This is a genomic window from Pseudomonas sp. QL9 (assembly GCF_041409665.1).
Taxonomy (GTDB): domain Bacteria; phylum Pseudomonadota; class Gammaproteobacteria; order Pseudomonadales; family Pseudomonadaceae; genus Pseudomonas; species Pseudomonas knackmussii.
In genome coordinates this window covers 627,859-639,919 of the sequence record NZ_CP166971.1, presented here as the reverse complement: position 1 = coordinate 639,919, position 12,061 = coordinate 627,859, and the positions used below count along the sequence as shown (strand labels likewise).

Here is a 12,061-nt window from a genome sequence, read left to right as displayed (position 1 = left end):
CATCAGCGGCTGGCGGTATCGAGGTATAGGGTCAGGGTCTGGCCCGGCTTGAGGGCGTGGGCGCTGCGCGGGTTCCAGCGCTTGATGTGCTGCATCTCGACGTTGAAGCGCTTGGCGATCAGGTACATGGAATCGCCGCGTTGGACCTTGTAGTAGGTCGCCGCTTCTTTGGGCTTCTGTGCCTTGTCGTTGCTGGAGGCGCGCGCCATCAGCTGGCTGCCGCTCTGCAGCTTGAGGGTCTGGCCAGGCTTGATGCCGTGGCTGTCGAGATTGTTCCAGCGCTTCAGGTCGTCGACGCCGACACCGGTTGAGCGGGCGATCTGCCAGAGGTTCTCGCCACTTTTTACCTTGTAGGTCCGGCTCGGCGCCGGGCGCGTCTCGGCCCTGGCCAATTGCGGCGGGCTTGCCGGCTCGGCCAGGTTGCCAGTGCCGCGGCCTGGGATCAGCAGGGCCTGGCCATGGCGCAGGCGACCATTACCCAGGCGATTGCTGTTCTTGAGTTCGGCAACGCTGACGTCGAAGCGCTTGGCGATGCTGGCCAGGCTGTCGCCGCGGCGCACCTTGTACTGCTTCCAGCTCACCAATTCCTGCGGCTTGAGCGTGGCAAGGCCGGCCTTCAGGGTTGCCGCCTTGGCCTTGGGCACCAGCACCTGTTGCGGGCCATCCAGCGTAACGCGGCGAGTGAACGCGGGGTTGAGCTGGTAGAGCTCGTCGGCGTCGACGTCGGCAAGGGCCGCGATTCGGTTCAGGTCCAGGCCCGGTTTGATCTTCACCGCCTTGAAATAGGCTTCGTTGGCGATTGGGTTCAGGTTGATGCCGTAGGCCTGGGGCGACATCACCAACTGCGACAGGGCCAGCAACTTGGGTACGTAGTCCTGGGTTTCTTGCGGCAGCGAAAGGTTCCAGTAGTCGGTCGGCAGGCCGAGCCGCTGGTTGCGTTCGATCGCCCGGCTCACCGTGCCTTCGCCGGCGTTGTAGGCGGCCAGCGCGAGCAGCCAGTCGCCGTTGAACATGTCGTGCAGGCGGTCCAGGTAGGTCAGCGCGGCGTTGGTCGAGGCCTTGATGTCGCGGCGGCCGTCGTACCAGCTGGTCTGGCGCAGGTTGAAGTGGGTGCCGGTGGCCGGCATGAACTGCCAGAGGCCAACCGCTTGCGCGCGGGAGATCGCCAGGGGGTTGTAGGCGCTCTCGATCATAGGCAGCAGCGCCAGTTCGAGCGGCATGTTGCGCGCTTCCAGGCGTTCCACCACGTAGTGCATGTACGGGCCGCCACGCTCGGTGGCCTGCTCGATGAAGTCCTGGTTGCTGACGTACCACAGGCGCTGACGCTCGATGCGCGGGTTGTTGTCGGTGGCGTCGGCTTGTAGCTGGAAACCGTGGCGTACGCGAACCCAGATGTCGCTGTCATCGGCATAGGCCGGGTTGAACTGAACGTCGACGGCGCGTGGTGCAGCGGGTTTGTAGCTGGCGTCCTGGGAGGCCATATGGCCGCTGGTCTGGCAGCCGGCCAGGGCGCCGGCGCCAAGCAGAATGGAGACTCGTATGGCACGAGCCAATGCGTCTAGATCGCTGGTCTTACTGGTCTTTGGCGGCATTGGCTGATGACTGTGTCCGGGGTAAAAATTTCGGGGATTCTAAAAACCGTCCCGGAGATGGTCAAGATTTCGCCAGACCTTAGAAGCTGTCCTTCCACTGCCGAATCACCGCAAAGACCTCTGCGGGACTGAGGATTTGCTCGCCTTTCCGCTCGTCGGCTGCCTGTCGCACGCTGCTTTCCGCGACCCGCAGGAAGGGGTTGGTGGCGCGTTCCAGGGCAATGTTCGAGGGCAGGCTGATGCGGCCCTGTTCGCGCCAGGCGGTGACTTCGGCAAAGCGCGCAGCCAGCTGCGGGTTCTCCGGCTCCACGGCGCGGGCGAAGCGCAGGTTGCTCAGGGTGTATTCGTGGGTGCAGTAGACGCGCGTGGTGCCGGGCAGGGCGGCCAATCGACTCAGCGAGTTTTGCATTTGCGCAGGCGTGCCTTCGAACAGGCGTCCACAGCCGCCGGCGAACAGCGTGTCGCCGCAGAACAGCAGGGGCGCGTCGGCGTCGTCATGGAAGTAGGCGATGTGCCCGAGGGTGTGGCCGGGAACGTGCAGCACCTTGAAGGCGAGGCCGAGCACTTCCACCTCGTCGCCATCCTCCAACGCCTGATCGCAGGCGGGAATGCGCTCGCCGGCCGGGCCCAGGACTCGTGCGCCGAAACCTTCCTTGAGACGGGCTACGCCACCGACGTGGTCGTGATGGTGGTGGGTCACCAGGATGTCGCTGAGTGTCCAGTCCGGATGGGCGGCGAGCCAGGCCTCTACCGGCGCGGCGTCGCCCGGGTCGACCACCGCGCAGCGGCGTTGCGCGGCATCCTGCAGGAGCCAGATGTAGTTGTCGGAAAAGGCGGGGAGGGCGTCGATCTGTATCATGGTCGGAAGTCGCTAAGCAGGATGGGTTGGCGCATAGTTAGCGCAATGGTCCGCCCTGCGAGCGCCGCTGTCGAGTCGTGGGACGGATGCCGAGTGGCTGCAGGGGGTACGTATGGAACGGGAAGCGTTTGCCCAGGCCGATGCCGACTGGCTGGAGCTGATCGCCGAAGCGCGGGACTGGCTGCAGGGGCCCGTGGGCGGAATGATGCTGGCCGAGGAGCAGCGCCTGCTCACCGATGAGCTGGCACGATACTTCGGCGGCTACCTGGTGCACTACGGGCCGCACGCCGAGCTGCCGGCGAGCACCGGCAACATCCAGCGCGGAGTGCGTCTCGGGCCGCCGCTGCCGGGCGTCGAGATCGCCTGCGACGAATGCGCCTGGCCGCTGGGTGAACACGCAGCCGACGTAGTGCTGCTGCAGCATGGGCTGGACTTCTGCCTGTCGCCTCACCGCTTGCTGCGCGAGGCCGCGCGCAGCGTCCGGCCCGGCGGACACCTGCTGGTGCTCGGGGTGAATCCGCGTAGCGCCTGGGGCGTGCGTCACTACTTCGCCCGCGACGGCTTGCGCAGGGCGCGCTGCATTTCCCCAGGAAGGGTCTGCGACTGGCTTAACCTGCTGGGCTTCGCGCTGGAGAAACGCCGCTTCGGATGCTATCGTCCGCCGCTTGCTTCGGCGCTCTGGCAGGCCCGACTGGCGCCCATAGAGCGCTGGGGCAAGGGGCTGAAGGGTGCCGGCGCCGGCTTCTATCTGCTGGTTGCGCGCAAGCTGGTGGTCGGACTACGACCGCTGCGCCAGCCACGCCGCGAGGCACGTGGCCAACTGGTGCCGCTGCCGGTGGCCAAGGTCAGCCGGCGAGATTCCAAACTCTAGCGTCGTCCCGTTGCGGGGCCCTCCCTTGCGCCGGATGCACCTTAGTGCCGGGCGCGGATGAGCCTTTGCTGCCTGGCGGCGGACTGAAGGTGTTATGAGCGAAGAAGAAAAGGTCGTGATCTATACCGACGGCGCCTGCAAGGGCAATCCCGGCCGCGGTGGCTGGGGGGCAGTGCTCTTCTACAAGGGCGCCGAGCGCGAGCTTTGGGGGGGCGAGGTGGAGACCACCAACAACCGCATGGAGCTGACCGCCGCCATCATGGCCCTGGCGGCGCTCAAGCGCTCCTGCGAGATTCGCCTGGTCACCGACTCCGAGTACGTCATGAAAGGTATCAAGGAGTGGCTGCCGAACTGGAAGAAGCGCGGCTGGAAGACTGCCGCCAAGCAGCCGGTGAAGAACGCCGACCTGTGGCAGGCACTGGATGAGCAGGTCAACCGGCATAATGTCGAGTGGCAGTGGGTGCGCGGGCACACCGGGCATCCGGGCAACGAGCGGGCCGACATGCTGGCCAACCGCGGCGTCGCCGAACTGCCGCGCTGAAGAATGCAACGGGCGCCCGGGTGGCGCCCTTCACGTTTTACCGAGCAGGGTTCTGAAAGATGCGCAGCGTCGTACTGGATACCGAAACCACCGGCATGCCGGTGACCGATGGTCACCGGATCATCGAGATCGGCTGCGTCGAGCTGGAAGGGCGGCGCCTGACCGGCCGTCATTTCCACGTCTATCTGCAGCCGGATCGCGAAGTCGACGAAGGCGCCATCGCGGTCCACGGCATCACCAATGATTTCCTGAAGGACAAGCCGCGCTTCCGCGAAGTCGCCGACGAGTTCTTCGAGTTCATCACCGGTGCGCAGCTGATCATCCACAACGCAGCGTTCGACGTCGGCTTCATCAACAACGAATTCGCCCTGCTGGGGCAGAGCGAGCGCGCCGAGGTCACCGACTATTGCTCGGTCCTCGATACCCTGCTGATGGCGCGTGAGCGTCACCCGGGCCAGCGCAACAACCTCGATGCCCTGTGCAAACGCTATGGCGTCGACAACTCCGGCCGCGACCTGCACGGTGCATTGCTCGACGCCGAGATCCTCGCCGACGTCTACCTGGCGATGACCGGCGGGCAGACCAGCCTGTCGCTGGCCGGCCAGGGCGCCGAGGGCGACGGCAGCGGGCGTCCCCAGGTCAGCGCCATTCGCCGCCTGGCTGCCGAGCGTGGCCTGACCCGGGTGATTCGTGCCAGCGACGAAGAGCTCGCGGCACATGCCGCGCGTCTGGCGGCGATCGAGAAATCCGCCGGCGGGCCGTCGCTTTGGGCGCAACTGGAGGCTTCCGCTCCACAGGAGTAACGCCCGATTTACCTGTAGGAACGACCCGCGGCCGCGCGTTTGTGAACAAGGTCCGTTCCTGCGGGGAAACGCCAATCCCTGTCGCCCGTGCGACCATTTGTTACAACGGTAAGCCAGCTGTATTTCCCTACATTTAGTAAGCCCATATTCTGCGAGGACAGACGGCAGAGTCCGTCAGCTTCCGGGGCTCACAATGTACAAAGACCTGAAATTCCCCATCCTCATCGTCCACCGCGACATCAAGGCCGACACGGTCGCGGGGGATCGCGTCCGCGGCATCGCCCGCGAGCTGGAGCAGGACGGCTTCAGCATCCTCTCCACTGCCAGTTCCGCCGAAGGCCGCATCGTCGCCTCGACCCACCATGGGCTGGCCTGCATTTTGGTCGCCGCCGAGGGGGCGGGGGAGAACCAGCGCCTGCTGCAGGACGTCGTCGAGCTGATCCGCGTGGCACGGGTACGCGCGGCGCAGCTGCCGATCTTCGCCCTCGGCGAGCAGATGACCATCGAGAACGCGCCGGCCGAATCCATGGCCGACCTGCATCAATTGCGCGGCATCCTCTACTTGTTCGAGGACACGGTTCCGTTCCTTGCCCGCCAGGTTTCGCGTGCTGCGCGCAAGTACCTGGAAGGGGTGCTGCCACCGTTCTTCCGCGCCCTCGTCGAGCACACTGCGCAGTCCAACTATTCCTGGCATACACCGGGGCACGGTGGTGGGGTGGCCTATCGCAAGAGCCCGGTGGGGCAGGCGTTCCACCAGTTCTTCGGGGAGAACACGCTGCGTTCGGACCTGTCGGTCTCGGTGCCGGAGCTGGGCTCGCTGCTCGACCACACCGGCCCGCTGGCCGACGCCGAGGCGCGCGCGGCGCGCAACTTCGGCGCTGACCACACCTTCTTCGTGATCAACGGCACGTCCACGGCGAACAAGATCGTCTGGCATTCCATGGTCTGTCGCGATGACCTGGTGCTGGTCGACCGCAACTGCCACAAGTCGGTGTTGCACTCGATCATCATGACCGGCGCCATTCCGCTCTACCTCTGTCCGGAGCGCAACGAGCTGGGCATCATCGGGCCCATTCCGCTGTCGGAGTTCAGCCGCGAGTCGATTGCCGCGAAGATCGCGGCCAGTCCGCTGGCCCGCGGGCGCGAGCCGAAAGTGAAGCTGGCGGTGGTGACCAACTCGACTTACGACGGCCTCTGCTACAACGCCGAGCTGATCAAGCAGACGCTGAACGGCAGCGTCGAGGTGCTGCACTTCGACGAGGCCTGGTACGCCTACGCCGCTTTTCACGAGTTCTACGACCGCCGCTACGGCATGGCGACCAGCCGCAGCGAACACGGGCCGCTGGTGTTCACCACGCACTCGACGCACAAGATGCTCGCCGCCTTCAGCCAGGCCTCGATGATCCACGTGCAGGACGGCGGTGCGCGGCGCCTGGACCGGGCGCGCTTCAACGAAGCCTTCATGATGCACATCTCGACCTCGCCCCAGTACGGCATCATCGCCTCGCTGGACGTTGCTTCGGCGATGATGGAAGGCACTGCTGGCCGCTCGCTGATCCAGGAAACTTTCGACGAGGCACTGAGCTTCCGCCGCGCGCTGGCCAATGTGCAGCAGAGCCTGGCGGCCGAGGACTGGTGGTTCTGCGTCTGGCAGCCGCCGGGTGTCGAAGGGACCGACGAGGTGCGGACGCGCGACTGGCTGCTTGCGCCCGACGCCGACTGGCATGGCTTCGGCGACGTGGCCAATGACTACGTGCTGCTCGACCCGATCAAGGTCACGCTGGCCACTCCCGGGCTCAATGCGGCCGGCAAGCTGGAAGAACACGGGATCCCCGCGGCAGTGGTCAGTCGCTTCCTCTGGGAGCGCGGCCTGGTGGTGGAGAAGACCGGCCTCTATTCCTTCCTGGTGCTGTTCTCCCTGGGCGTGACCAAGGGCAAGTGGAGCACCCTGGTTACCGAATTGCTGGAGTTCAAGCGCAGCTACGACCGCAATGCGCCGCTGGCCGAAGTCCTGCCCAGCGTGCTCCAGGCCGATGGCGCCTGCTACCTGGGCATGGGACTGCGCGATCTCTGCGAGCGCCTGCATGCCTGCTATCGCCAGCACGCCACGGCCAAGGCCATGAAGCGCATGTATACGGTGCTCCCGGAGGTGGCGATGCGCCCGGCCGACGCTTACGCCAAGCTGGTGCGCGGGGAGGTCGAGGCGGTACCGATCGACCAGCTGCTGGGGCGTATCGCGGCGGTGATGCTGGTGCCTTATCCGCCGGGCATTCCGCTGATCATGCCGGGCGAGCGCTTCACCGAGGAAACCCGCTCGATCCTCGATTATCTGGCCTTCGCCAGGATCTTCGAGCGCAGCTTCCCGGGCTTCGATTCGGACGTGCACGGCCTGCAATCGCAGGAAGTCGACGGAGAGCGCTGCTATACAGTGGAGTGCATCGTGGAAAACGCCGACAGCTGAGTCCGTCGTTGTACGTCGGACGGCTCTAAGGAGAGAGGATGAGCGGGGGAGGCGCTGCCAAGAAAGGCAGCATGGGGTTCTGGAGCTGCACCGCTCTGGTGGTCGGCAACATGGTCGGCTCAGGGGTGTTCCTGCTGCCGTCCAGCCTGGCTAGCTATGGCGGACTCAGTCTGTTCGGCTGGCTGGTGTCGAGCACAGGGGCAGTCCTGCTGGCGCTCACCTTCTCCCGCCTGGCGCGGCTCAACCCCGGCGCGGGCGGTCCATACGCCTACACCCGTGACGGCTTTGGCAGCTTTGCCGGCTACCTGTGCGCATGGACCTACTGGAAAGCCGCGTGGATCGGCAACGCGGCGATTTCCGTGACCCTGGTCGGCTACCTGCGGGTGTTCATCCCGGCGTTGGCCGATCCAGTGCTGATGGTCGCCACCGCCATCGGCTGCATCTGGTTCTGCACCTTCGTCAACTTGCGCGGCATCGCTGCATTTGCGGTGATGCAGAACCTGCTGACCGCGCTCAAGCTGATTCCGCTGCTGCTGATCGGCATCCTCGGCTGGACTCAGTTCCACGGGGAGTACCTGGTCATCCCGCCGGTGGAGCAACTGCCCAACATGGGCTATGCGCACGCTATCGCCACGACTGCGGCGCTGACCCTGTGGTCCTTCATCGGCCTCGAGTCGGCGACGGTACCGGCTGACGATGTGCGCGACCCCAAGCGCACCATTCCTCGCGCCACCCTGTTCGGCACCCTGGTGGCGGCCGCCGTCTACATACTGTCGATCACTGCGGTGCAGGGCTTGCTGCCGCCGGACGTGCTGGCCAAGTCCACCTCGCCGTTCGCCGATGCTGCGCGCCTGTTGCTCGGTGACTGGGGTTACTATCTGGTAGCCGGCGGTGCGGTGATCGCCTGCCTCGGCGCGCTCAACGGCTGGGTGCTGCTGCAGGGGCAGATCCCGGTCGCGCCGGCGCGTGACGGCCTGTTCCCGGAGTCCTTCAGCAAGCTCAACAAATACGGCGCACCGGCCAACGGGTTGTGGTCGTCGGGGCTGCTGGTGACGGTGCTGGTGCTGATCGACGGGCGTGGCGAGCTGGTCGAGGTGTTCAACGTCATCATCCTGCTCGGCACCATGACCGGCGTGGTGCCGTATGCCTTCTGCACTGCGGCGCTGCTTCAGCTTCTGGCGGTGCGTCCCGAATCCTTCTCGCCGCGCTCGCGGCCGCAACTGGTGGCGGTCGGCGCGCTGGGCTTCCTCTACTCGCTGTGGGCCCTCTACGGCACTGGCGAGCAGGCGATCTTCTGGGGCTTTCTGGTATTCATGGCGGGTATCCCGATGTATACCTGGCGGCAATGGCGGAACCGCCAGCAAGGCCTGCCCGTGGCCGTTTCCGAGTAGCTTGGCGGGGCTTGCGCCCTGCTGCATTCGGGGCGTGGCCTGCGTCACATAGCCTGGCATCGACTTTTGTCCTTGCCTTGTTATAGTGGCGCGTCACCACTACAAGACCTGCCGCGCACAGCAGAGCAGGGCACCTCCGAGGACCACCTCCGTGACCGAGTACAAAGCATTTCGCGTCGAGCTGGCCGAAAAGGTCGCCCACGTCATCATCAATCGCCCGGAAAAAATCAACGCGATGAACGCGGACTTCTGGCGCGAGATCGTCGACATCTTCCGCTGGGCCGACGAGACCGACGAGGTCCGCGTGGTGGTCATATCCGGCGCCGGCAAGCACTTCTCCGCCGGCATCGACCTGATGCTGCTGGCACAGGCCGGCAGCCAGCTGGGCAAGGACGTCGGCCGCAACGCCCGCAAGCTGCGCCGCACCATCCTCGAGCTGCAGGCTTCCTTCAATGCCATCGACGATTGCAGCAAGCCGGTGATCGCCGCGATCCAGGGCTACTGCCTGGGCGGCGCCATCGACCTGATCTCGGCGTGCGACATGCGTTACTGCAGCGAAGACGCGCAGTTCTCCATCAAGGAGATCGACATGGGCATGGCCGCGGACGTCGGCACTTTGCAGCGTCTGCCGCGCCTGATCGGCGATGGCGTCATGCGCGAACTGGCCTACACCGGGCGCATGGTCGACGCCAGCGAAGCGGCGCGCATCGGCCTGGTGAACCGCAGCTATGCCGACAGTTCGGCGCTGCTGGACGGCGTGTTCGAGATCGCCCGGCAGATCGCCGCCAAGTCTCCGATCGCCGTTCGCGGCACCAAGGAAATGATCCGTTACGCCCGCGACCATAGCGTCGCGGACGGCCTGGAGTACATCGCCACCTGGAACGCTGCGATGCTCCAGTCGGCTGACCTGCAGGCGGCCATCGCTGCGCACATGAGCAAGAAGCAGCCGGAGTTCGCCGACTGATGCCACTCTCCATTTCCGCGCAGGAGGCGCGCTAGGCCGATGGTCACCGGAGCCACCTCCCTCAGTCTGGTGCGCGACGAGCTGTTCGCCACCATGGAACAGGCCGAGCAGAACCTGGAGCAGTTCATTGCCGAGCGGCAGAACGGCAGCCTCCTGCAGCATGCTGTGGAATGCCTGGCGCAGATTCGCGGCACGCTCAACCTGATCGAGCTGGTCGGTGCCGAGCTGCTGGCCCAGGAAGCGCTGCAGCTGGCCACCGACATTCCCACCGGCGTCGGTGAGGAGCGCGATGGCCAACTCGCTGCGCTGGGCAATGCGCTCTACGTGCTGCGTCGTTATCTCGAGAACCTCGAGACCAATCGCCAGGAAATCCCCGAACTCCTTCTGCCGGCGATCAACGACGTGCGTCTCGCCGCCGGCCAGCCGATGTTGCCGGAGAGCTTCTTCTTCAGCGCGCGCCTGGATCTGCCGCGCCCGCCGGTTTCGCAAACCACTGCTGCGGTAGCCGACCCTGCGGGCGAAGTACGTCGCCTGCGCCACCTGTACCAGGCCGGCCTGCTCGGTCTGGTCCGCGAGCAGCCGCTCTACCCGAGCCTCAAAGCCATGGGGCGTGCCCTGGCAGGGCTGGATCAACTGCTCGGCCTGGGTGCGCGCACGCGCCTGTGCTGGGTAGGTGCGGGGGCTCTGGAATCGATGGTGGATGCGCAAATGCTGCCGCGCCGCACGCGCAAGCAGCTGTTCTCGCGCATCGACCGGGAGCTCAAGCAACTGCTGGCCAACGAGGCCTACGAGCCGCCACGTCAACTGCTCAAAGAGCTGCTCTATCTGACCGCGCTGGCGGACACCAAGGGGCCGCGCGCAAGCGAGCTCAAGGCGGTGTTCGGCCTGGCTCCCTTGCCGTTCACCGACCACCTGCTGGAGGACGAGTCGCAGCGCCTGTCCGGCCCGGGGCGCGAGGTGATGCGTTCGCTGTCCGTGGCGATCCGTGAGGAGCTGACCGCGGTCAAGGATCAGCTGGACCTGATCGAGCGCGGCGTATCCCAGGGCGATGCCCTGGCGACGCTGCACAGCCAGCTTGGCAAGCTGGGCAAGACCCTCGGCATGGTGGGCCTGAACTCCGCGGCCACCGCCTTGCAGACCCAGACGACGGTGGTTTCCGGCTGGGTAGCCAAGGGCGCCGTGGAGTCACCTGCGGCACTCAATACCCTGGCCGATGCGCTGCTCTATGTGGAAAGCATGGTCGCCAGCCTGGAGCACGGGCAGCGTCCCGGCACTCGCGCCGCTGCCGTCGACCTGAACGCTGAACCGTCCGCTGATTCCTTCGCCGTGCACCAACTGGCCGAGGCGCGTATCGTGGTGATTGATGAGGCGCAGGGCGGTCTGGCCTTGGCGAAGCGCGCGATCACTGCCTATCTGGAGTCCAACGGCGACAAGCTGCACCTGGCCAACGTACCGCTCAGCCTGCAAGCCGTGCGTGGCGGGCTCTGGTTCCTCGACCAGGTACGTGCCGCCGAGCTGGTTGGCGCCTGCGCCGACTACATCCAGCGGCAGATGATCGAGTCGACGCAGATGCCGTCGGAGCAGATGCTGGAAACCCTGGCCGATGCCCTGACCGGCCTTGAGTACTATCTGGAGGGTGGAGCCGTGCTGCGATTCGAAGGTCAGCCCCACGCACTGGACGTCGCCGCCGAGAGCGTGCGCGCCCTGGGCCTTGAGGTGGCCGCCTGATGCGTACCGGGCGTTGGCAATCGGCCTTGCTCGACCCGGCTGCCGCAGGTGGCTGGGCCCTGGCCCACTACAAGCAGCAGTTTCTCGGCGATGCCAATGGCGTGCTGTTTCCCCGCGAGTGGCTAAAGCGCCAGGACCTGCGCGTGCTCTCCGAGCATGGGGTAGGGCACTTCGATGGCGATGCCATCTACCTGCTGGAAGTGGATGCGCCGGAGCGCCTGGAAGGCTGCGACTGGATCGGTCTGCGTCATTTCATGCTGGAAGCCGACGAAGACCTGTTCGCCATGCTCGGCTTCGCCAGCCAGATCGGTACCTGGGCTCGCGAGAATCGCTTCTGCGGCAGTTGCGGCGCGCCGATGCAGCGGATGCCGCGCGACCGCGCAATGCGCTGCGAGACCTGTGATATCCAACGCTACCCGTTGCTCTCGCCGAGCATGATCGTGCTGGTCACCCGCGGCGATGAGCTTCTGCTGGCGCGTTCGCCACGCTTCGTGCCGGGCATGTACAGCACCCTGGCCGGCTTTTGCGAGCCGGGCGAGTCGGTGGAGCACTGCGTGGCCCGCGAGGTGCGTGAGGAAGTCGGTCTTGAGATCGGCAACATCCGCTACCTGGGCAGCCAGTCCTGGCCGTTCCCGCATTCGCTGATGCTCGGTTTCCACGCCGAATACGTCAGCGGCGAGATCGTCATGCAGCCGGACGAGATCGAGGATGCGCGCTGGTTCCGTATTGACGAGCTGCCACGCCTGCCGGCCGGGCGTTCCATTGCCCGCTACCTGATCGACGTCTTCCTGGCGCGCCGCGCCGGTCTTCCCGATCCCGTCCTGCCGGGCGGCGGTCACTGAACGCGGCGG

10 protein-coding genes are annotated in these 12,061 nt (G+C 65.8%); 8 read left to right on the top strand and 2 right to left on the bottom strand.

What is annotated here, in order from left to right:
* Positions 1–2: 2 nt before the first annotated feature.
* Entirely contained in the window at positions 3–1,592 is a 1,590-nt protein-coding gene (locus ACA097_RS02945; protein ID WP_160286564.1) for a LysM peptidoglycan-binding domain-containing protein, read from the bottom strand.
* 79 nt (positions 1,593–1,671) lie between these two features.
* Positions 1,672–2,451 carry a hydroxyacylglutathione hydrolase gene (gene gloB, locus ACA097_RS02940; RefSeq protein ID WP_371368417.1) on the bottom strand — a complete coding sequence of 260 codons (780 nt, stop codon included), beginning with the start codon at positions 2,449–2,451 and terminating at the stop codon, positions 1,672–1,674.
* A gap of 112 nt (positions 2,452–2,563) precedes the next feature.
* Here gloB and ACA097_RS02935 point away from each other — a divergent pair, with 112 nt between their 5' ends.
* From ACA097_RS02935 to nudC, 8 genes are all read left to right on the top strand, one after another.
* Positions 2,564–3,322 carry a class I SAM-dependent methyltransferase gene (locus ACA097_RS02935; protein ID WP_371368415.1) on the top strand — a complete coding sequence of 253 codons (759 nt, stop codon included), beginning with the start codon at positions 2,564–2,566 and terminating at the stop codon, positions 3,320–3,322.
* Positions 3,323–3,416: 94 nt separating this feature from the next.
* Positions 3,417–3,863: a ribonuclease HI gene (gene rnhA, locus ACA097_RS02930; RefSeq protein ID WP_043251257.1), complete on the top strand. Its 447-nt coding sequence runs from the start codon at positions 3,417–3,419 to the stop codon at positions 3,861–3,863.
* 59 nt (positions 3,864–3,922) lie between these two features.
* Positions 3,923–4,666 (top strand): DNA polymerase III subunit epsilon, encoded by a 744-nt coding sequence (dnaQ, locus tag ACA097_RS02925; protein ID WP_043251259.1) that lies wholly within the window; start codon positions 3,923–3,925, stop codon positions 4,664–4,666.
* Between the two features lie 193 nt (positions 4,667–4,859).
* Positions 4,860–7,127, top strand: coding sequence for an Orn/Lys/Arg decarboxylase N-terminal domain-containing protein (locus tag ACA097_RS02920; protein WP_371368412.1), 2,268 nt, complete (start codon positions 4,860–4,862; stop codon positions 7,125–7,127).
* 38 nt (positions 7,128–7,165) lie between these two features.
* Positions 7,166–8,518: an amino acid permease gene (locus tag ACA097_RS02915; protein WP_043251262.1), complete on the top strand. Its 1,353-nt coding sequence runs from the start codon at positions 7,166–7,168 to the stop codon at positions 8,516–8,518.
* A gap of 151 nt (positions 8,519–8,669) precedes the next feature.
* Positions 8,670–9,482 carry a crotonase/enoyl-CoA hydratase family protein gene (locus ACA097_RS02910; RefSeq protein WP_371368410.1) on the top strand — a complete coding sequence of 271 codons (813 nt, stop codon included), beginning with the start codon at positions 8,670–8,672 and terminating at the stop codon, positions 9,480–9,482.
* A 39-nt stretch (positions 9,483–9,521) separates the two neighbouring features.
* On the top strand, positions 9,522–11,210 hold the full coding sequence (locus tag ACA097_RS02905; RefSeq protein WP_043251265.1) for a hypothetical protein: 1,689 nt from the start codon (positions 9,522–9,524) through the stop codon (positions 11,208–11,210).
* The gene (gene nudC / locus ACA097_RS02900) at positions 11,210–12,052 is read left to right on the top strand and encodes an NAD(+) diphosphatase (RefSeq protein ID WP_371368408.1); all 843 of its coding nucleotides are present in this window, start codon (positions 11,210–11,212) and stop codon (positions 12,050–12,052) included. Before ACA097_RS02905 ends, nudC begins: the two co-directional genes overlap by 1 nt.
* Positions 12,053–12,061: the final 9 nt, after the last annotated feature.